We start from the raw sequence: 22,244 nt of genomic DNA on the forward strand, positions 1-22,244 counted from the left end.
GATTTTTGGCTGGCATACACTATAACTAATGATTGCTTATTTTTTTATATTATACAATCTAGCTGCGTCTCAGCTTACCCGAAGGGGCAAAAGTATTAGTAACAGTTTTACCTGATGAAGAAGCTGAGTTTTGGCTTCAAGCCAGTCAAACATCACTAGATAGAGTTTGGGACAATACTGAGGATGATGTTTGTGCCCAGTTACTCTAAAAATGACATAATTTTAGTTAGATATCCCTTTTCAAACTTGTCTAGTTCTAAGGTAAGAGTAGTGTAGTATTTACTACCCGATGGGTTCGGTTGTTCGTAAGCTGAGCTTTTTAGCAGACGTTAGACTTGAGAAGTCGTCATTAAGTAACAAATTATGCCTTTTACAACCTATGGCTTAGATAACTTCTTCGCTCAGGAACTTTCAGCATTGTCTGAGTGTAATGCTCCCGATTTAGCAGAGCACTTCGCTGAGGTAGAACCTTTGATTGATAACTTTATCCTTAATTCTATATTCACATTTCCTATTAAAACTGAGTACAAACCTTATATTTTTGGAATCATCCGTCGCGTACAAATGGCTTTAGTTGAGTATCAAAATGGTCGTACTCTACTGCTTTTATATTTAAATGAGAGCAAAAAGAACACATCTTTATATTTCCAAGCGCTTTCTCATTTTGAAATAGCAGTTACCCTCTTATATCAGGCTTACGAATTTTGGAGAAAACTAGGAAAAAAGATAGAGTCAAAGGAAACGAATTTGTTTAAGACAGGAGACGGTAGCTCTCTTGAAAAGCTTAATAAACTTTACAATATTAGCAAACATCTTGAAGCGTCAACTACACCTGAAGGAAATTTACACCATGTTTGGATTTCCAACAATGGTATTTGTGCAAACGGAGTCACAATGTCGTTTACAGAGTTAGCAGACCTTGTTAAAGAATACGTAGCTCTTGCTAAGGGCTTTTCTAATCCAAATTAAGTTTCAATTCCCTAACTAACGGCTCTTGCGTAGGGCGGGCCGCAGCCCACCCTAGGTTATATCCGTTTACTTCACAGCCACCTTAACCGCACCCCCAACCAACTGCTCGTAATCCGCCAACAACCAAGAAGGCAAACAACTATTCGCATCCTGAACCCGCAACTGTCCAGCCCGACAAAACAGCATCGCCGCCAACAAATTATTCACAGCTTCAGCCGCTCCAAACCCTTTACTCAACTCAGCAACCAACGAATTGAAAAACGCGCGATCGCTCTCCTTCACAGGCTCATTCACAAACCCGCAGCCCAGCAGAGCCTTGTAACCCTTCCCGAAATCGCTCCGATACAAAAGTTCTAATTTTTCGCCAGAAACACTCAGCCACAAATCAGCAATTTGTCTGCGAATTGACCGCAAGTCTGCTATTACCAATTCCGCCGTCGGGTCAATTTCATAAAGATTGACCGCAGCAGTTAATTGATTTAGCAACTGCGGCAAATAATCTTGTTTCACAATTGTTTGTTCCGATGCCAACAATGCGCTTTCAAACACATTTTCGTAATCCTCAATCAGCCACTTGGGCAAGCGGGTGCGAGCATCGGGAACCCGCATTTTTCCCGGCACAAAATACAGCATCGCACCAAGCAAAGCATTGATAGCTTGAGGATTCACTAACCCTTTACTAATTTCAGTTAATTGCTGCAAAAACTTCTGTTCTGCTTCCGTCATTGACTCGGCTTGCAACCCGCAGCTAAGTATTGCTTGATATCCCTTACGAACTTCGCCTCGGTAAACTGTTTCCAGTTGTTCTAAAGGAACAATCAGCCAAAAATCAGCCAGTTGTTTGCGGATTTGGCGTAGTTCCAAAACTACCGATACGTCAGAAGGATCTATGCGATAAAGATTGACGCATCCTAACAGTTGATTGGCAAATTGCGGAGATTGAATGTATTGCAATAACAAGTCAGAACTTGACTCGGACTTGACGGCAGCTTCTGTCTCAAAAACTTGTTCGTAATCTCCAATTAACCAGTGTGGCAAACGGTTACGAGCGTCGGGAATCCGCATAGTTTCTGGTGGAAAATATAGCATTCCCGCCAGCAAGGCATTGACAGCTTTAGGATGGACTAATCCTTTGCTAAGCTGAGTTAGTTGCTGCAAGAATATTTGTTCGCTTTCTATCATTGGTTGATGTTGAAAGCCGCTTTTGAGAAGGATTTGATAGCTATTACCGGGCGCGCTTTGGTAAGCTGTTTCGAGATTTTCGGCGGGAAGGTTCAGCCAAAAATCAGCGATTTGTTTGCGAATTTGACGCAGTTCGGATATTAGTGAAATGTTTGATGAGTTTCTCTGGTAAAGCTGGACGGCATTCGAGAGTTTTTCACCCAAGTCGGCTGGTTTGGGAATGCTATCCTGCAAGCTGCGGGCTGCTTCTAGGTGGCTGCTTTGCCAGTTGCTAAAGAGTTCTTGGAATAATTTCGCGATCGCCCCTGAATATGCCACACTATCAAAACAGGCGGGATTGCCCTGCATTCTTTCCTTAATTTCCTGCCGTTTTTGCAGCCGCAACTGCGGGTTAGTGCCGAGATTAACAGCTAGCTGAATATAAGATGCTTCGTCACGCGCAATTAAATCGGGCATTTGCAATTCCCGCAACATCGCCGCACCTTGGCGGAAGCGCAAAGCATTTCCCTCCACAACCACCGCCGGCAATCCTACTTGCAAAGGATCGATTAACGATGTAGCCCCAGCGTAGGGATAGGAATCGAGATAAACATCTGCTAGCTGCAAAAACTCTTTGACATCCGCGCGGCTGGGCAGTTGTTTCACGAACCGCAAGCGGTTGTTATCCACGCCGTATTTAGCGCAGATAGCGTTCATATTGTTAACAAAAGGTGTCACTGGATAGGTACGAGTCCATGCCGGCCCGAAGGGATATAAAATCAAGATTGAATTCGGTACAGCAGCTAGAATTTTTACCCAGGTTTCTCTCAATTCCGGCAGAATTTTGTAGAAGTTAGCGCCGGAAACAAAAACAGTTGTGTTGTCGGAAATGCCGAGACTTTGGCGCGTAGGTTTGACTGTAGCTACTTCCGATTCTGTAGCGTAGTTGAAACAAAAACCGCTACCTTCGAGTACAGCCAACTGTTCGCGATATTGTGCTTGATAACTAGCATCAGGCGCGGTAAATTTGCCTGCGATGTAGTAATCCATGTGCCGGATGCCGGTGGTTGTTGGGGAACAGAAAGAGGTAGTTTGTACCCTAGCTAAACGGTGCATTGCTAGGGAACCAACGGGTTTGTTGATAGCTGTTAAATTCGTACCAAAAAACAGGATATCTAAGTCGTCGGCGCGGATGGTTTGGACTTGCGATGCAAAGTCTTTCGGGAGTGCAACCAGTTTGTCGGCGCGACTTTGACAGTATTGTTCTAATTGGTGGCCGCTGGTGTTGAGGGCGTACAGGTAAATCTCGAACTGGTTGCGGTCTAAATGCTCGAAAACCGGGATGGTGGCGAAGGTTTCGGTTTGCGGGGCGAAATGGTCGCTGATAATGCCGAGGCGGATTTTTGTCCGGTTGGGCGATCGCGCCGGGAAGATACAATCAATAGAACAACCGCGATTTTTCAGCGCAAACTCGATAATTTCTGCTCGTTTGGTATAAATATCGCGCAGGTTTTCCGTCGTAAAGTACAGCGGAATAAAGTTAGCAATTTGCGCGAATAACACACCAATATTCTGCCACAGAGGCGACTCAGAATTTTTGAACAAATTCCTATGTACGTAATCAATCCATCCTCGAATAAATTGATAGTAACTCTCTGCTTCTCCTTTGGTTTGAAAAAGGTTAGGACAGGTGAACATAAATTTGAGATATTCGTTGGCGAACCAGTTAGGAATTGTCGCGCGATCGTAGTCGATCGGCAATTGGTCGGCGCGACGGTACAGCATCGCTGCTAGCAGGTAATTGATAGCTTTCTGGTCGTTAAATCCTTTCGCCACATTGGCTGCTAATTCCCTCGCAAAAGTCTCTTCTGCATCGCTTAGCGGTTCATCTCTAATTTCGCTGGTAAGCAGGGCTTGGTGCTGTTTTCCTGTATCGCCCGCAAAGGCGCTTGCCACTTGTTCGGCAGGTAAATTCAGCCAAATATCAGCAATTTCTTTGCGGGTAGTTCGAGTGTTTACCGCAGCAGATGTGTTGCTTGACTCTTGCGGTTGCCGATCGATAGAGCTGGAAAATCCGGTAGAAGGTTGATGAGATTCACCAAGCAATAGCAGTGAAACTAATGCTTCTTTTAATTGGGCAGATTGACTGCATTTGAGTCCTTCTCGAATTTGAGCGATCGCCGCCTCATGTTCTCCATCTGTCAGGAGTTTTTTAGCTGTCTCCAAAGCATAGAAAGCATAGTGTTCTCGGGCTTGATTCGATAACTTATCGGCGATCGCCCTTGGCAAATATGATTGAGAAATGTCGATCGATCTTCGCACATCAGCAATTAGCCCGCCAGATTTGAGCAAGCGAGTATTGTCTGACGAAGAATGCTGGCGATACCAAGCCAGCGGTTCCGGTTCGTACCAAATCGGATAATGCACTGCAACTCGCTTCCACATCTCCCAATCAGAAGCAGCACCAGCTTGAGGGCAAAAACCTCCCAAACTTTCGTAAACACTGCGTTTAACTGCGATGGGAGAAGCTTGCAGGCGACACATCACAATAATCTGTTCCAACCAATCAGTCAGTACCCCAGGAGTTTCTCTTTCTAACCAAGATACCCAACGCTGATTTCCCGCTTCGTCTGTATAAATGTGGCGGCAAAAAGCTGCACCCACACTCGGTTCTTTTTCTATACCTTCTCGCAAGCGACTGTAAAATCCCGGCAATACAACATCGTCGTCGTGCAAAATGTGAACCCACTCACCGCGCGATCGCTGAATGCAGAGATTAAAGATAGCAGTTTGACCGATATCTTGCTCTGGATGTCGGTAAAAATTAACTCGTCCACCGCCTACAGCATTAACAATTGCCTCCATTTCATCTTGGATAGATTGGTTCGAGCAATCGTTAACAACTTCTATTTGCATTTCCTCAGAACCAGGAGCCTGTTGCAGCACACTTTTTAACGCTTGCTCCAAATATTTTACCCGGTTGTAAGTAGGAATCATTACAGACCAAAAAGGTCGGTAAATATTAGAAGCAACAGGAGAAATTTGCGCCACTTCTAAAGCCGCAGCCGGAACAACAGGAACAGCAGTAACATTTACCTGCTGTTTTTTTCCTCCAGCTAATAGTTGCATCCAGTCTGCCGCTTGATTAGTATCACTCATCCGATTTTTTACTTCAGAGTTCAATAAATTAAAATACGAACTGTGTAAAATTTTCTGGTGCAATCTTTGGACATCTTGCACGATTTCTCCCTTCAGCAAGTTTTCTCTTGTCAGTTGATCGAGGTGAACGCGCCAGTTGGATAAACTTTTGTTGACAAAACCAATTTTGTAGTGGCTCATAATTCTGAACCACATTTCAACATCCACTAATTGCTGCAATTCTACATCAAAAAATCCGACGCGATCGAAAACATCCCTTCTAATCAAAACTGTACTCGGTTCTCCAATTTTATTAATCGGATTGTTCAACAGATTAGGATCTGCCAGCAGTGTTTTGCCATCTTGTACTCGCTGCAAGTTTGACCAGTTTTGAGATATTTCTAAAGCACCTCTACCGATTGCTTGACAAGCCGCATCGGAGTTAGCGTCTCCTGCTAGCAAAACTCCCCGCCGCGAAAATACCAAACCTATTTGCTCGTCTTGTTCTGCTAAATTCACCAGTTCGGCAATACAGTCCGGTTCTAGCAAATCATCTTGACATAACAGCTTAATATATTTCCCTTTTGCCTGAGAAATACAGTGATTCCAATTTTTAACTAATCCAAATTTCTCGTGCACAGAAAAGTTGAACTCGCCGGGAAACTTGTCAGTGAGTGACTTAGCGATCGCCATTGTGCGATCGGTCGAACCGTCATCCGAAATAATAATTTCTAGGTGGGGATAAGTCTGACCCATAGCGCTAAAAAGTGCCTCGCTCAGATATTTCTCGCCGTTATAAGTAGGAATGCAGATGCTAACTAAAGGCTCCCTTCTTTCAGTCGGGTTTAACTGTTGGTGCATCTTCCTCACTAAATACTGGCTGAAGCAACGATCGCGATCTATTAAATTTTTCCACCTTGATACCATCAATTTAGACGCTGATTCTTCAATCTTTAACTGTTCTTCATCACTCAGTTCAAACGCCCAACCTTTTAATTCTTGATGCCAGACTTTGGTGTGACTTATATATATATTGTGATAGCCCTGAGCCATCATTTTTAAACACAAGTCAAGATCGCTGAATACAATGGGTAAATTTTCATCAAAACCGCCGCTACTGGTAAATACTTCCCGGCGACACATCAAGCACGATCCCGTAACAGCCGAGACATTATTAGTAAATCCTATGTGTACTATGTCCTCATACTGTAATACCTTCTTAACTCCCTTGTAGGCATGACTGGCAATCCCGTTCACACCTAAGATAAATCCTGTATTTTGGATAGAATTATCAGGATATAGCAACAGCCCTCCCACAGCGCCAATTGACTGTCTTTGAGCTTGCTCGACCATACCATTTAGCCAGTCTTTCTCCCTGATTTCGGTATCGTTATTTAAAAAGAGTAAGTAATCTCCTTGTGCTTTTTGTGCGCCAAAGTTATTCAGGCGAGAATAATTGAATGGAATGTCTGATCGGTAGCATTTAAACTTATTTGGCTGTAAAGTTAGCCACTTGTTGATAAAATTATTGGTTTCAACTTCTACACTGCCATTGTCTATTACCACCACTTCGTAATTAGGATACGAAGTTAGGGCAAAAATTGATTGTAAACATTTATTTAAAATACTCCCAAAATCCCTGGTAGGAATGATAATACTAACCAGTTTGTAACTCTCGATCGCGTACCGAACAGTATAGTGACCGGGGTAATTTTGATGCGCTATAACTTGTCCGGCTTCCCCTCTTCTGTGAATTGTATCTGTGATGGCTCTCGCTGCTGCTTCGTAGGCATAAGGTTTAGCATCCCTAGAAGCAGAGGCAGATTCGGGGTGAAATCTCCAGTGGTAAAGGATTTTAGGTATGTGGAATATTTTGTTAGTTTTTTCTGTAAGCCTCAAAACCAGATCGTAATCTTGACTGCCATCATAATCTGCTCTAAATCCACCGATTTCGTTAATTAGCGATCGCCGGTAAGTACCCAGATGGCAAGTATACATCCGAGACAAAAATGAATCGGGACACCAATCTGGCTTGTAACAGGGAAGACAAAAATTGTTGCGCTCGTCTACCTTATCTTCATCTGAATAAATCATGTCTGCATCGGGATGCTGGTTCAGCAGCATTACCACTTCCTGCAAAGCATCTGCAGTGAGCAAATCGTCGTGATCTAGCAGCGATATAAACTCACCAGTTGCTAATTGCAGTGCCGAATTTGACGCGCGAGATATGTGACCGTTTTTACTTCTAAGAATTCCCTTAATTCTTGCATCTTTTGCCGCATATTCTTCTAAAATTAGCTTGACATGAGGCTGTGTAGAAGCATCATCAGCAATGCACAATTCCCAGTGAGTGTAGGTTTGATTTAAAACAGATTGAATTGCTTCTCTCAAAAACTGCTCTGGTGTATTGTAAACTGGCATCACAATACTGATAAGCGGCTGATATTTCAACTGATTTGTAGAATTCATTTCTGGGAAACCTCTGTGTTAAATAATTAATTTTGAGCTTGCTTGTCTTGAAAAATGCTGCTGTTAGCAGCCAATTAGCTCAGGTACGAGGGGAGCATCTCAGTTTTGATTTTATAGCGTGCGAGCTTAATATCTCACACAGTAAATTTTTTCAAAAAGGAGATGCTCCCACTCGGTAAGCCAGCCAAAACCCGTTTCCTACCTTGCTGTCGGGATCTTCGGTACCTAGCAGTTGCCAATTCACAGCCGGAATGCCGTCATTAGCTGTTTTGAGATTCTCAAAGAATTTTCTTAGAGTTGTTGAGGTAAATTTCCAGTAGTGCCCGCCTTTACCACCGTATAAATTCTCCGCTGGAGCAGTCTCGATCGTCCATTTTTCTCGGTGTGCTTTAATTAATTGCGCGTAGGTAGATAGGGGGCGATTGTCTCCGGCGAGAGCATCCGGCTGGGGGACAATCATCACCACATATCCCCCAGGCTTGAGAACTCTTTGCCATTCTAATAAAGCAGATATGGGATCGGGAATGTGTTCAAATACGTGACTGGATAAAACAAAATCCTGGCTGTTGTCTTTGACAGGAATGTTGTCTGCTTCGCCGTACATATCGATCTTTGTCGGTTGCTCTCCCATGTTAACTTGGTTGTCTTGAAACAAATCTTCGTCAAATTTTGGAGCAACATTAATTGCATTCACTCCGTAGGGATTGTGCGAGGCTGCTCCCAGTTCGACTCCTGAGAGTCCTGTCAATAACTGGAGGGTTGGTTGGTGCAGTGGAAATTTCATGGCAATCTTTGAGTTGCAGTACAATTTTAAATATTTAGCGTCGAATCAAGAATCCAGCAGTTGCAAAAGTAAAGCCAAATTTCTGTTCGCGCAAATCATCTCTTTGATAATCATCAGGGTAAATGGCAAAATATTCTTCCATTGCTTCGTATGGCCCTTCTCCCCATCCGGGCAAAACTGGGTGTCCGTTTATATTGCTATCTTCAACTACGACGTAATCGCCTGTTTGCAGTAGCGGTCGCAGCAGTTGCATCTCGCCCAAAACGTGCTGCTTTTCATGGTTGCTGTCCAGGATAGCAAATATCGGCCCGGGAAATTCTCTGCGTAATTCGACTATTCTTTGAGAAACTTGAGGGGCGGTTGAGGATGACAGCATTAACTCGATGCGGGGATGATTTCTCACTTGGGGATTGAGAGATGTATGGTCAATATCTACCGAAAACACTTGAGATTTATTATTGATTTTTTCAAGGAGCGAGGCAAAAAATAAAGTACCTCCACCATAGAAACTGCCAAATTCTACGATCAAACTAGGTTTCAAATCCCAGATGATTTCTTGGTAACTCCACATATCGCTGGGAGATTTTAGTGCTTTGACTCCTGCCCATGTGGTGGTATTCCAAATTTGGTTGTTGTAGTACCACAAATGATAGCGCAGGCTTGCGTCTGTTGTCGAAGCGAGCTGATTTTTTGAGAGTTGATATTTGATTTTTCCCAACAAACACAAAGCATCTGAATTGTCTGGCTGACTGTCAAGAATTTTGGTACAAATTAACTCTGCCTGAAAGTGGTCGCCACAATTATATAAATTAGTTGCCACTATAATATTATCTGCGAGGTTGTGCATATCAGTTAAAAAGCCAGTTATTTCAATTTTCCTATGCGGCGTTTTTTCTGTGCCGAAGATGGCGATCGCCTCATGTATATTTTTTCTCAATACCCCAGCGCTCAAACTGCTGTCAGCTTGGTAGAGTACATCAGCCAACCGCATCCGCACTCAGAAAATCTGAACTGTTGCCGCGCTGAGTCAGGTAGTTGCCGGGGCTTCACTACCGCTATACATTTGTTCTGCCTCAAAAACAGCAAGAGATTGCACCCATATTACCTCTAACTCAAGCATCGATCGCGATGCGCGCTTGATTGAGACGACGATCGTCCATCTCCCTCTTGGCCTCAACTCGTTACCCACTCAATCTGCACATTGACAAAAATCACTCGATCGTGTAAGCAAAAATTTACCTTTTGCGAGGAAAGCATTTCATCACCTGACGCAGTGAAGCCACGTTCGGTTTCCACCACCATGCAAGCAAGATCGCCCTAACGGGGATTCTTGCAGGCCGCAAACAAGTTACAATTACGTTAAGATTGATGAACATAAATAAAAAATCCCAAACTGTAGGGACTAAATAATTAGGAGGATCGACCTCGGTGAATAAACGGTGGAGAAACGCTGGACTGTACGCACTGCTGGCTATTGTAGTCATTGCCCTAGCCACGGCATTTTTTGACAAACAGCCCCCAAGCCGGGAAGTTTGGAAGTACAGCCAATTCATTCAGGAAGTAGAAGGCAAGAGAGTAGACAAAATAAATATCAGTTCCGATCGCAGCAAAGCCCTCGTAACGGCTCAAGATGGCAACAAGGTACTCGTCAACCTGCCGAACGACCCCGAACTGATCAACATCCTGACCAAAAACAACGTAGACATTTCAGTTCTGCCCCAAAGCGACGAAGGTTTCTGGGTAAAAGCCCTCAGCAGCCTGTTCTTCCCGATCCTGCTGTTAGTGGGACTGTTTTTCTTGGTGCGGCGCGCCCAAAACGGGCCCGGCAACCAAGCCATGAACTTCGGCAAATCCAAAGCTAGAGTTCAAATGGAACCTCAAACTCAGGTGACATTCGGCGACGTAGCCGGCATCGAACAAGCCAAGCTAGAACTCGCAGAAGTCGTGGACTTCCTGAAAAATGCCGATCGCTTCACCGCAGTCGGAGCAAAAATCCCCAAAGGCGTGCTTCTGGTAGGCCCTCCCGGAACAGGCAAAACCTTGCTCGCCAAAGCAGTTGCTGGCGAAGCAGGCGTTCCCTTCTTCTCGATTTCCGGTTCAGAATTTGTGGAAATGTTCGTAGGTGTGGGTGCTTCCCGCGTCCGCGACTTGTTTGAACAAGCTAAAACCAACGCTCCTTGCATCGTATTTATCGATGAAATTGACGCGGTAGGCCGCCAGCGGGGAGCTGGTTTGGGCGGCGGTAACGACGAACGGGAACAAACCCTGAACCAGTTGCTGACCGAAATGGACGGTTTTGAGGGCAATACTGGGATCATTTTGATTGCTGCTACGAACCGCCCCGACGTGCTGGATGCTGCGCTGCTGCGTCCGGGCCGTTTCGATCGCCAAGTTGTGGTCGATCGCCCCGACTTCGGAGGCCGCCTCGAAATTCTCAACGTTCACGCCCGCGGCAAAACCTTGTCGAAAGATGTGGACTTGGAGAAAATCGCCCGCCGGACTCCCGGTTTCACAGGTGCGGATTTGGCTAACCTGCTGAATGAATCGGCAATTTTGGCAGCCCGCCGCAACTTGACCGAAGTCTCGATGGATGAAGTCAACGATGCGATCGACCGCGTGCTCGCCGGCCCGGAAAAGAAAGACCGCGTGATGAGCGAAAAGCGCAAAACCTTAGTAGCCTACCACGAAGCCGGTCACGCTTTAGTCGGTGCCCTGATGCCTGACTACGATCCAGTGCAGAAAATTAGCATTATCCCCCGCGGCCGCGCTGGCGGTTTGACTTGGTTCACACCGAGCGAAGATCGGATGGATTCTGGCTTGTATTCTCGCTCTTACTTGCAAAATCAAATGGCGGTAGCCTTGGGTGGCCGCATTGCTGAAGAGATTGTCTTCGGGGAGGAAGAAGTCACGACTGGCGCTTCCAATGACTTGCAGCAAGTGGCAAGAGTAGCGCGGCAAATGGTAACTCGCTTCGGAATGAGCGATCGGCTAGGCCCTGTAGCTCTCGGTCGCCAACAAGGGAATATGTTCATGGGTCGCGATATCATGGCCGAACGGGACTTTTCTGAAGAAACCGCTGCCACGATCGACGATGAAGTCCGCTTGTTGGTAGAGCAAGCTTACCTGCGCGCTAAAGACGTGCTGGTTGGCAACCGCCACGTCCTAAACTCCTTGGCAGATATGCTAATAGAAAAGGAAACTGTGGATGCTGATGAATTGCAAAATTTGCTAGCCAACAGCGATGTCAAGATGGCAACAATTGCCTAATTGATTTGGGATTTAAGATTTAAAATTTTGGATGGAATCTAAAGTTTGAAATCAATAATTGGGGTGATTCTGGGATTGTCTGGAATCGCCCCAATTTTTTATAGTAGGGTGCGTCGCTGCGACAATTCTCGCTATTTGCAGTTATCCCAGAGGGACGCACCCTACCCCTACCTACTAAACCTTGATTGTCCTGCCTGATTTTGGCTGACGAGCTTTGGCAACAACGGCACTGCTCATACTTTTTACCATTAGCAATAACATGACCGACAAACCCAGGCCTACTACATCATTAAGCAAGAACAACCATAAAGGCTCTATTTCTGGACTCTGCCTCTGCATTCTTGAAAATTCACGGTTCAACATATTTGAGGCAATAGTTAAAGCATAAAACCCTCCGATCAGGGGATTTATATACTCGGCAAACTTTGCTAATTCTCCCCCTTCCTGATTAAATCTGTTGGCAAATGTTGAGAGTGCATTCCAAATTCCCCATATACTGTATATCGGTATGAGAAATCTTGCCATCGCTCCTCCTGGGGTGATAGGATAATCATTGAAAAGAACCTTGAGATCGACGTGCAAGCGATATAGCCAGACTAGAAAAAGCACGAACAAAATCAAGGCGACAAGAATTGTAACAATCAACAAAATCTGCTGCAAACCTTGAAGTGGCGCCTCAATCGTTGGTGCAATTGCTTTCACCGAAGTTAAAAGCAGGGAAACGACGTTTAACGAGACGTTAGCCCAAGCGAACTGCATTAATAATCGACTAACTCCGTGGGACTTGAGAGGAGTAGCTGCATCAGAATTCTTCATTAGGTCTCCCAGAAAATTTGCCGCAGGAGGCTGCACCCACAGCAGACACGACTATATTAGTTTACATTTTTTTGTAGAGAGCAGCAACGGGTAACTTCTTCCCAAGGAACTCTTGGTTCATCTTTTCTAGATTCAATAGTCAGACAGTCGTAAACATCCTCCCAAAGTTCGCCGTGCTTCTAGAAGTCAAGTAGCACCGCAATTTTTTCGCCTTGAGAATCAACTAAAAACTGAAAGTCTGTCGGTTCGCCACATTCGGCCAGCACGTCGGCCCAAAATGCACTGTGTTCTTTGAGGTCAACAATTGCAGCGGTTTTGTTGCCTAGATTGTCTGTTAAAAATTGCACGCCGCGCATATTGTAGTTTGGCATATATCGGAGTTAGTAATGTGTACTAAAATTATATGGGAGTCAGAATGATATGAGTGTCAAATTTAAGCTCGTTCCCAATTTAAAATCCTTCGACTGAGCGATCGCACCGAAGTCTAAAATCTAAAATCTAAAATCTAAAATTGTATGAATCGTCAATCTTGGTTGGCACAACTCAAAAAACACCGCGGCATCGCCGTGATCCGTTCCTCCGAAAAGGAACTCGCTTGGCAGATGGCATCAGCGGTAGCAGTAGGCGGATTTTTGTTTATTGAAATTACTTGGGACACTCACAAAGCTGCTGAATTAATTGCCGAACTCCGCTCGGAATTTCCTACTTTTAGTATTGGTACTGGCACTTTATTAAACTTAGAACAGTTGCAGGAAGCCATAGATTGCGGCGCTCAATTTTTGTTTACTCCGCACACAGATGTAGCTATGATTAAAACAGCAGTTGATGCCGGAGTGCCGATCGTCCCCGGTGCTTTTTCTCCCACGGAAATAGTGACAGCGTGGCAAGCAGGCGCTACCTGCGTTAAAGTGTTTCCGATATCGGCTTTGGGAGGCGCAGCTTACCTGAAAAGCCTGCAAGGCCCTCTGGGACACATTCCTTTGATTCCCACTGGCGGGGTGACAGTGGAAAATGCGAAGGTATTTATTGACGCTGGGGCGATCGCCGTTGGTTTGGCGGGAGACTTATTTCCCAAACACTTAGTGGAAAATCGCGATTGGCGGGCGATCGGTCAAATTGCCCGAACTCTTACCAAAAAGTTAACAACTTGTTAAGCCCTCTTTCCCAATCTAAAATCTATAATCTACAATCTAAAGTAGTACAAGCTAATCTAAAATCTACAATTTCAAGTCTAAAATCGTTTTGGGTGTGAGGAATGAACAGCATTATCAACTCAACTTACTTTCGCCGCGCCGGCATTTTCTGTGCCGGCTGCGCCCTCACAGTTGCTGCATTTTGTGGCGGGCCAAATCCTGCAATTGCCGGCTCGCAGCACAACAAAATTGCCAATAGAATTATGCAGTTGCAGCAGTCCAGTCAGCGCTGGATTGAAATTGATTTGTCAAGACAAAGATTAACAGCTTGGGAAGGAAGCAAACCTGTTTATGCGGTGACTATTTCCAGCGGCAAATCATCGACTCCCACCCGCACGGGAACCTTTGCCGTTCAAACCAAATACCGCGTTGCCAGAATGACAGGGCCGGACTACGATGTGCCCGACGTTCCCTATACAATGTATTACGACGGAGGAATGGCAATTCACGGCGCTTACTGGCACAATTTGTTTGGCAATCCCGTCACTCACGGCTGCACGAATGTAGCTGTAAATCACGCTAAATGGCTGTTCAATTGGGCTTCGGTGGGGACACCCGTGGTTGTGCACAAATCTGAAATTTAGACCCTTGGGCATTGGGCATTGGGCATTGGGCATAGTCAAACACTATTCAATCTGTTAGAACCCCTACTTCTTAAAGAAGTCGGGGTTCTGGGTACTATGTTTTTTTAGGTGTGCTTACTTAACTGCTGCTTTTAACAACAATCCCAATTGTATAAAACCTTACTAAAATCTAATTCTCTGAGTGCTGATTCATTAATAAAAAAGTTACCGACACCACTGTCTCCCCACATGATATCTACTGTCTCATTGGCATCGGTATCCATTTGGAATAGAAGAATATCTAGCTTTTGTTTTTGCTCAGATGTATTACTATATTTTCTTGCGTCGTCTTGTGTAAAATAAGGATAACCACCTATTTTATGACCAAAGGAATGCGATATTTCTCGGTACTCATCCTCAATTTCAGGGTTCATAAATAACTCTTCAATTTCCGATCCTAAAATTTGTGTAAATTGGTAGTCACTGGTACTAATCGGCGCATATTTTTTAGTAAATTGCAAGCCGTAACAGCCCTGAACAGGAAAATATTCTGGTTCCGGCAAAAAATCATAATTGGTAATGATGTTTTCAACTTTGAAGTCGGGCTGAGGAAAATAGATTATTTTGAATTGGTCTTCGATTGTATGATTATCTGCATTGGCAGAATTGTCCAAATTTAAACCATATAGGTCATCGTCAGCTATATAAAACTGCAAAATTCCGCGATCGGGAAAACCATCTAAAGGCAGTATTTCATCAAAGTTGAGTTGTGCTAGCAAGAATAAATATTTACCGTCAGCAGTTTTTGGATACTCAAAGCCTTTAGGTAAATAGGGCAATCCCCCAAATTTACTCTGCCACAAATTAACCCGAGCATTATTCTGGATTTTAATTTCAATGTAAGGTTTAATGGTAGCTTCGATTCGGTCGCGATACTTTTCTAGTTCGGGAGAGAGTGGAAATTCTAGTTTGTAGTTCATCTGCTTTTAATAATTTTAGTCCTGGACACACTCCATCAAAGAAACCGGGTTTTTCACTTAATCTGCGGGCTGCAACGAAGGATTTTCGTAAAAAACCCGGTTTCTGAGATCCCATGCGTTCAGGAATGCTTAACTTAGCTGCACCACGGGTTTATCCTCCAACAAAGTTTGATTTGTCAGCAAATCTTCCACGGTAATGCGTAAAAAGCGCTGTTCGTCAACGCGAAACAAAATTTTGACGCGATCGCCCCCCGGATACCCCGGCGGTGTCAATTGCGCGATACTGCGAGCTCCATCTTTGTCATTGAGCGGCTGTACCGAGGTTTGGCCCGCGATTTGGCGAGTAATAAGCCTGTCGCCGTCAAAATATATCTCCGTGCCGCCAGTTTCCGCTCCCAATTCACCGATAATTAATTCAATACTCGGCTGATTTTCTAAAGAAGCTCCCAAGACTAATTCTACCGGTTCGCTCATCGGATAAGACTGGCCGGATTTGATTAAACTGTGCCAACTGTGGCAATTTTCGCGGCGGTTCCAGTAGCGAATTCCGTAACTGTGATAGAGAAAATCTTTGATTTCTATGCCTTGACTCAGTTGCAGAGCACCTTGGGCGATCGCCTCAAAGGGTTTGTCGCACCGAATCTTTGCCGGCTCGAAATATTGCTCAACCCAACGCTTTACGGCGGGAATTTGAACAGTACCGCCAACGAGCAAAACTGCATCAATGTCGTCAATTTCTAAGCCTTGGCGGCGCGCTTGCTGCAATACTTGATTCATGCACTCGTCGAGGTTGTCAAAAAACTGATGTTCGGCGAGGATAGATTCAAAGCGCGATCGGTCTAATTCTAATTCGTAACTCTCAAAATTTTCATCATCAAAATAAACTTCAACCGCCTGATTTACCAAAGATAACTGAATCTTTAACCGTTCTGCCAATCTCGTTGTAATCGGAGATTTGGCCAGCCCTTTTGTTTTGACAAAATAGTCAACCAGCCAATTATCAATATCCGAACCGCCCAAATTTTGTCCGGCTTTAGCCAAAACCCGAGCAACTTTTGCCTTTTGTGCGGAAGATTCAGCTAATAATTTTTCGCCCCATTTGAGCAGAAAACCCAGGGGCTTTTGGCCAGCAGAAATGTCGAGGCGCACTAAAGAAAGGTCGAGAGTTCCGCCGCCGAAATCAATGACTAAGAGAATTTCGCGATCGGCTAAACCATAGCCCAAAGCAGCCGCCGTCGGTTCGTCCAACATCCGCACCTGTTCTACTTGCAGAGATTCAGACACTTTACCCAACCAATGGCGGTAAGCTTCAAAACTATCTACAGGCACTGTAAAAATCAAAGAATCTACCGGCAAGGGCAGTTCGCGAATTGAGCTGACAATTTTGCTCAAATACCACTCACCTACTCGTACAAAATCCACAATTTGCCCGTCTAGTTCCGGCACAAAACCCTGAACCGAAGTGCCAATTCCTCGCTTGAAATTGCGGAAAAACCGAGAATCTCCACTCAGATCGAGACCTCTGTCGCGGACTTGTTGACCGAGTATTATTTTATTTTGAGCAGCGTCCTCAACGTAGAGCAAACTGGGAATTAGGGGCGGGTTTTGAGCTGAGATTGCCGACAATCCCGGTAATTTCAAAGTTTCTGGCTGCTGGATGGCCTGATTCCAGCGAGCGACGACGGTGTTGCTAGTTCCAAAGTCAATGGCGATCGTCATTGGGCCAAAATACACAGCTATTAGGGATTAGATTATATTATGGTATTTTGAGCCGCAAATGCAAAGAGGCGATCGAATTGTTCTTACATGAACATTTTGTTGCAACTGAAAAGGCACGCCACTTTGATAAGCGGCACAAAACTCCCCTGTCTGCAGCAGCCAAGCTTTTACCTTCGATCTCAATACAATTTTTCAAATGTAGCGTAAAAAATGCTGGATAATGGCGATCGCAAAACAGCACTCTTAGCTATCACATTGCTTGTCCCTGCCGCCAGTATTGGTGCAGTAACAGCATTGTATATTGGCGGAAGCTGGGGACAAACACTGTCAGTTTTGTGTCAAGTTTGGTTGCTGGTTTTTCCGATCGCGTGGTCTGTTTTTGTCGATTGCATTAACCTGCGTTTCTCCCTCCCCAAGCGCCGAGAATTGCTGGCTGGAGCTGTTTGGGGAATATTCATGTTTGCGGTGATTGTGGGTATCTACAGCCTTTTCGGTCAGCACTGGATCGATCCTGTAACTGCTAAAGAAAAAGCGCAGCAATTGGGTATTAGCAGCCCTAATATTTACTTGATAATTGAAGCATATTTTGTGCTAGTTAATTCACTGATTGAAGAATTTACTTGGCGGTGGTTTGTCTGCAACAAATGCCAGATTTTGATACCTGGAAAAAAAGCAATATTTCTCAGTGCATTATTTTTCACCCTCCACCACATTTTTGTAATCGCAGCCTACAGCGATTGGCACGGTGTGATTTTAGGCTCATTAGCTGTCTTCGCCGCCGGAATAATTTGGTCGCAGTGTTATCTGACTTATCGTTCGCTTTGGTCTAGTTATATCAGCCACGCGATCGCCGATTTAGCGCTAGCAATTATTGCTTGGCAAATTCTTTTTAAATAGCTAATTTTTTAGCGATAATCGCTGGTAATTATACAGTGAAATTTTACATTTTATCCAACTAGCTCTCCCGACTAATATCTCCCGCAATGATCAGACATAATTTATTTGCGAATAAGCGTTTAAAGTTCCAAATTCGTACTGCCCTACCGCAGACTTGTCCGCAGGAGTATCTGTGTTTTCCAAAAAGCATTTTTTTTATTATAGAACCCATTTGACATCTTTTGTAAAATCCTTACAGAGCAACTATTCTAGCCTAAATCTAGGATTTTACTGATTCGGCCCAAACCTAGTTGTGGTAATAAGTCTGGAATAGATGTCAAATGGGTTCTATAGTTATGAAAATTACTTTTGTCCTTTCTACCCTCGGTCTTACGGGTGGGATGAGGGGAATATCCTGTGGCGTATTTGCCGCTGCCACCTGTTACTGGGTATAATAAAGAACCTAGACAAGACCAACTCAAAGAATTTTACAGAAAATGCGATGCTTGGCTGTTTTCCAGCAGCTCCGAAGGCTTCGGTTTGGCAATTTTAGAAGGGATGGCTTGCGGTAGGTACTCCAGTCATCGGTACGACCGTTGGTGCAGCTCCAGAATTGCTGGCTGGCGGGGGCGGAATCCTGGTCAAGCCAGAAGACCCAGAGGATATGGCAAAGGCGATCGAGTAAATTTGTCAGTTATCTGATGCCGAATGGCGGGTAATGTCCGAGACTGCTTTGGAAACGGTGATCAATTATACTTGGAAGGATGCGACCGACCTATTCTAGGCTGCACTGGACACGGCTCTGGAAGGTCAGCCACAATTAACGAAGAATGCGTAAAATTGAGGTGGATTTAAAAGCTCGGGGTTGGGCGATCGTTTAATCGAGAACTTCGATCGGGCAAATTGAGTTCTCTTTCTGCAATTTTACTGCAAAAAAAAACTATGGTTGCATTAATCCCAATTGCTCTGTTCGGCTGGCTTCCGATCGTTTTTTATCTGTTTGTGAGATTTCCGCCTCACCGGGCGGTAATTATCAGTTTTATTGTAGCGTGGCTATTTTTGCCACAAGCTTCTTATCCCATCCCCCTGTTGCCGCCTTATGACAAAGTTTCGGCATCTTGCTACGCAATTTTGCTTGCTACTATTGTCTACGATACTTCGCGCCTCACCACTTTTAAGCCCGGTTGGCTAGACGTGCCAATGGTAATTTGGTGTTTATGTCCCATTGTTTCACAAGTTACTAATGGCGGCAGCCCGATTTCTCCGACTTTCACCCAAATCGTTACTTGGGGTCTACCTTATTTTGTAGGACGCTTGTATTTCGGTAGTTTAGACGGGCTGCGACAACTAGCGATCGGCATGTTTGCCGGTGGGTTGGCCTACATTCCTTTTACTTTAATTGAAGGAGTTAAAGGCCCAATTCTGCACCAAATGGTTTACGGCGTCAATGCCTTTGAGGACTGGGGTCAAGCAAGGCGTATGGGGGGGTGGAGACCGGTAGTATTTATGCAGCACGGTTTGATGGTGGGCGTGTGGATGATGACAGCCGCCTTAATCGGAGTTTGGCTTTGGCAAACTGGGACGCTGAAAAAGTTTCAGGGCCGCAACATCAAGACTCTAGTAATTGTATTAACTATTGCTTTTTTCTTGTGCCGTTCTACTGGTGCTTACAGTTTATTTGCGTTCGCATTAATCGTATTATTTTCAGCGAAATTCTTTCGCACCTCTTTGCCCCTGTTATTCATAATTGGATATATAGCATTTTATCTGTACATAGCAGCATCGGGTCAATTTTCTAGTCACGACGTGATTGACTTCATCACTCAAATATTTGGCGAAGAACGAGCATCCTCTCTGAAGTTTAGATTTGACATGGAAGAAATATTGGGGGCAAAAGCACGGCAAGCATTTCTTTTTGGTTGGGGAGATTCGGGTGGAAACCGCGTGTACAACGAGTACGGTAAAGATATCTCGGTGACCGACAGTTTATGGATTCTTGCATTTGGGGTCCACGGTGTAGTCGGTTTAGCTAGTTTATTTTCTTCATTGTTGCTTCCTGTTGTCGTCTTTTGCCTGTCCAAGTATCCCGCCAGAACCTGGGCTCATCCCAAAGTAGCGCCCGCTGCGGTCTTGGCAGTGTCCTTAACTATGTACGTGTTTGACTGTGTTTTGAACGCTATGGTTAACCCGATTTTTGCGGTCATTGCTGGAGGACTATCGAGTTTGCTTTTAAAAGCTCCAGAAAGTCTTAAAACCAAGAAAACCATGTCCCCGTCCAGAAGAAAGTCGTTGGTTCACCAAAAATCAGGATGATTTTGAGGAAGGCGAGCCGATCGCACTCACAGCTTAAATATATCTGGCATTCGCTGCATACACAAACTAAAAAACCTACCTTTTTTGCCTCAAACCTAGTTCGGGAGTTGCGCTCTATTTTTCAATTGCTCAACATTAATTTACAATCTTTTAACTATTCGCACGAAATAGTCTTGTTTAGAAAATTGTGCTGCGAATTGTAAACAAAAAAAATGGCTTGATACACTTTTTGCTAAAACTAGGTGATTCTTTACACAATCTTTAAAATTCATTACTAGACAGGTAGGGTATACGGGCATATACTGAATAAAGTATATTCACCCCCCGCGCCCAAAAATTGAAAATACGAGGTTGCCGTGTGGGTTAGAGTTTGACTTGCCGTTTAATATAAAGGGTGAAAGGAAATAACAAATGAAAACCGTTAATTTATTGAATGTCTCCATAGATAACCTGTCAATAACAGAATTGTTTGAAAAACTCGATAGCGAAGGCGGTGTTGTATTTACGCCCAATGTAGACCACTTGATTAAGTTGCAGTATGACCGCGACTTCTATGAAGCTTACAATCAATCTAGTTATCGAGTATGCGACAGTCAAATATTGATGTATGCCTCAAAATTCTTGGGTACCCCAATTCAAGAAAAAATTTCAGGTTCGGACTTGTTTCCTGCATTTTATATGTATCACAAGGATCGCGAGAACATGAAAATATTTTTGCTCGGAGCGGCTGAAGGTATTGCGAAGAAAGCCCAGGAAAAAATTAATCAAAAAATTGGCAGACAAATAGTCGTTGAAGCACTTTCTCCTTCTTTTGGATTTGAAAAAAATGAGGAAGAATGCGAAAAAATAATTGACGCTATCAATAAATCAGGAGCTACAGTTCTGGCCATAGGAGTGGGATCTCCAAAGCAAGAGAAGTGGTTGATTAAATACCAGAGCAAATTTACACATATCAAAATTTTCTTAGCCGTAGGTGCAACCATTGATTTTGAAGCTGGTTGCAAAGCAAGATCGCCCAAATGGATGAGCGAAGTTGGCATTGAATGGGCGTACCGACTGTTAAGCGAACCGAGAAGGTTGTGGAAAAGATATTTGATAGACGGCCTGCCTTTTTTTCGATTAATAGTCGAACAAAAATTAGGGTTTTATAAAATGCCTTTCTTTCATTGACAGCAAAAACACGAAGCTAGAATGGTAAGGATGCTCCTCAAAACTGGATTGACAAATCATACCATTTTAGATTTTAGATTGAAGAATTGGGAATGATTTACTGAAGATTAGTTTGGAGTTTGCCTGTAGTTGCATTTTTGGGAAAATTGGTATCAATAACGTCAATAAAGCTGAGTATGAGCTTTAGCGTTTGACTTCGGGTTTGTAAGAAAGATGCAAGCTGTGGATAGCCCGATCGCCCTTTCTGCCAAAAATCTGCATTTTTTGCTGGACAATGCCAGTAAAATCGGAAGGAAACCTTTTTTAGAAATCCCTAATTAGGGATGCAACGGATGAATCTGCCTTCTTTCTTGTGGTTGTGGAAAATAGCGGCTTGGTCAATGGGTATTTCCCTCTTAGCTTACCTGTTGCTGGCCGTTACTGGAACATGGATGTTTGCCGCCCGCAGTACCAAACAGCAGCGCCCAAAATGGCTGCGTCCCTTTCATTTGGCGACTGGTACGGGAATGGCGACTTTGGTAATTTTACTGCTGGGAATTGGCGTAGTCGGTACGCTGGGATACTACGGAAATTTGGGTCACTCAGGTCATTTACCGGCCGGGTTAGCTGTGGTGGCTTTGGTGTTGGTTTCTGTTGGGAGTGGTTTGCAAATTGGCCCTAAACATCCTTGGGCGCGCCCCATCCACATTGGCACTAATATATTTTTAGGTGCTGGATTTGTGACTGTGTTGCTCACGGGATGGACGATCGTACAAAAATACTTACCGAAAGTTTAATGTTAGTAGTAAGGACTTCAGTCCTGTGATAACAGATGCGGACTGAAGTT

Annotated in this window: 16 protein-coding genes; 9 read left to right on the forward strand and 7 right to left on the reverse strand. The window is 44.2% G+C overall.

Features of this window, described 5'->3' with window-relative positions; genetic code table 11:
• Positions 1 to 363: 363 nt before the first annotated feature.
• The gene (locus QUA01_RS19390; protein ID WP_333092218.1) at positions 364 to 969 is read left to right on the forward strand and encodes a hypothetical protein; all 606 of its coding nucleotides are present in this window, start codon (positions 364 to 366) and stop codon (positions 967 to 969) included.
• A 66-nt stretch (positions 970 to 1,035) separates the two neighbouring features.
• On the opposite strand, the gene QUA01_RS19395 is transcribed toward QUA01_RS19390, so the two are convergent.
• The 3 genes from QUA01_RS19395 to QUA01_RS19405 form a co-directional block, all read right to left on the reverse strand.
• Positions 1,036 to 7,737, reverse strand: a complete 6,702-nt coding sequence (locus QUA01_RS19395) for a glycosyltransferase (protein ID WP_333092216.1) — start codon at positions 7,735 to 7,737, stop codon at positions 1,036 to 1,038.
• A gap of 151 nt (positions 7,738 to 7,888) precedes the next feature.
• Positions 7,889 to 8,521, reverse strand: coding sequence for a class I SAM-dependent methyltransferase (locus QUA01_RS19400; RefSeq protein WP_333092214.1), 633 nt, complete (start codon positions 8,519 to 8,521; stop codon positions 7,889 to 7,891).
• Positions 8,522 to 8,555: 34 nt separating this feature from the next.
• On the reverse strand, positions 8,556 to 9,506 hold the full coding sequence (locus QUA01_RS19405) for a cephalosporin hydroxylase family protein (RefSeq protein ID WP_333092212.1): 951 nt from the start codon (positions 9,504 to 9,506) through the stop codon (positions 8,556 to 8,558).
• 443 nt (positions 9,507 to 9,949) lie between these two features.
• Between QUA01_RS19405 and ftsH3 the strand changes: the two genes are divergently transcribed.
• Positions 9,950 to 11,788 carry an ATP-dependent zinc metalloprotease FtsH3 gene (gene ftsH3 / locus QUA01_RS19410; RefSeq protein WP_333092211.1) on the forward strand — a complete coding sequence of 613 codons (1,839 nt, stop codon included), beginning with the start codon at positions 9,950 to 9,952 and terminating at the stop codon, positions 11,786 to 11,788.
• Between the two features lie 174 nt (positions 11,789 to 11,962).
• Here the strand turns inward: ftsH3 and QUA01_RS19415 are convergent, their stop codons facing one another.
• On the reverse strand, positions 11,963 to 12,604 hold the full coding sequence (locus QUA01_RS19415) for a hypothetical protein (protein WP_333092210.1): 642 nt from the start codon (positions 12,602 to 12,604) through the stop codon (positions 11,963 to 11,965).
• 179 nt (positions 12,605 to 12,783) lie between these two features.
• Positions 12,784 to 12,975: a hypothetical protein gene (locus QUA01_RS19420; protein WP_333092209.1), complete on the reverse strand. Its 192-nt coding sequence runs from the start codon at positions 12,973 to 12,975 to the stop codon at positions 12,784 to 12,786.
• A 144-nt stretch (positions 12,976 to 13,119) separates the two neighbouring features.
• Here QUA01_RS19420 and QUA01_RS19425 point away from each other — a divergent pair, with 144 nt between their 5' ends.
• Positions 13,120 to 13,758, forward strand: coding sequence for a bifunctional 4-hydroxy-2-oxoglutarate aldolase/2-dehydro-3-deoxy-phosphogluconate aldolase (locus QUA01_RS19425; protein ID WP_333092208.1), 639 nt, complete (start codon positions 13,120 to 13,122; stop codon positions 13,756 to 13,758).
• 101 nt (positions 13,759 to 13,859) lie between these two features.
• Positions 13,860 to 14,381, forward strand: coding sequence for a L,D-transpeptidase (locus tag QUA01_RS19430; RefSeq protein WP_333092206.1), 522 nt, complete (start codon positions 13,860 to 13,862; stop codon positions 14,379 to 14,381).
• 131 nt (positions 14,382 to 14,512) lie between these two features.
• Here the strand turns inward: QUA01_RS19430 and QUA01_RS19435 are convergent, their stop codons facing one another.
• Together QUA01_RS19435 and QUA01_RS19440 are read right to left on the reverse strand one after the other, a co-directional pair.
• Positions 14,513 to 15,340, reverse strand: coding sequence for a YwqG family protein (locus QUA01_RS19435; protein WP_333092204.1), 828 nt, complete (start codon positions 15,338 to 15,340; stop codon positions 14,513 to 14,515).
• A gap of 129 nt (positions 15,341 to 15,469) precedes the next feature.
• Complete coding sequence (locus tag QUA01_RS19440) at positions 15,470 to 17,059, reverse strand: Hsp70 family protein (RefSeq protein ID WP_333092221.1); 1,590 nt, start codon at positions 17,057 to 17,059, stop codon at positions 15,470 to 15,472.
• A gap of 210 nt (positions 17,060 to 17,269) precedes the next feature.
• Between QUA01_RS19440 and QUA01_RS19445 the strand changes: the two genes are divergently transcribed.
• The 5 genes from QUA01_RS19445 to QUA01_RS19470 all read left to right on the forward strand — a co-directional run bounded on the left by QUA01_RS19445 (position 17,270) and on the right by QUA01_RS19470 (position 22,194).
• A complete protein-coding gene (locus tag QUA01_RS19445) occupies positions 17,270 to 17,956 on the forward strand; it encodes a CPBP family intramembrane glutamic endopeptidase (protein ID WP_333092203.1) in 687 nt (228 codons plus the stop codon).
• Between the two features lie 396 nt (positions 17,957 to 18,352).
• Positions 18,353 to 18,637, forward strand: coding sequence for a glycosyltransferase (locus QUA01_RS27485; RefSeq protein WP_442921571.1), 285 nt, complete (start codon positions 18,353 to 18,355; stop codon positions 18,635 to 18,637).
• A 240-nt stretch (positions 18,638 to 18,877) separates the two neighbouring features.
• Positions 18,878 to 20,248 carry an O-antigen ligase domain-containing protein gene (locus QUA01_RS19460; RefSeq protein WP_333092201.1) on the forward strand — a complete coding sequence of 457 codons (1,371 nt, stop codon included), beginning with the start codon at positions 18,878 to 18,880 and terminating at the stop codon, positions 20,246 to 20,248.
• 411 nt (positions 20,249 to 20,659) lie between these two features.
• Complete coding sequence (locus QUA01_RS19465) at positions 20,660 to 21,418, forward strand: WecB/TagA/CpsF family glycosyltransferase (protein WP_333092200.1); 759 nt, start codon at positions 20,660 to 20,662, stop codon at positions 21,416 to 21,418.
• A 332-nt stretch (positions 21,419 to 21,750) separates the two neighbouring features.
• Positions 21,751 to 22,194: a DUF4079 domain-containing protein gene (locus tag QUA01_RS19470; protein ID WP_194008195.1), complete on the forward strand. Its 444-nt coding sequence runs from the start codon at positions 21,751 to 21,753 to the stop codon at positions 22,192 to 22,194.
• Positions 22,195 to 22,244: the final 50 nt, after the last annotated feature.

Origin of the sequence: Microcoleus sp. S36a_B3 (genome assembly GCF_036700745.1) — a bacterium.
Lineage (GTDB): Bacteria > Cyanobacteriota > Cyanobacteriia > Cyanobacteriales > Microcoleaceae > Microcoleus.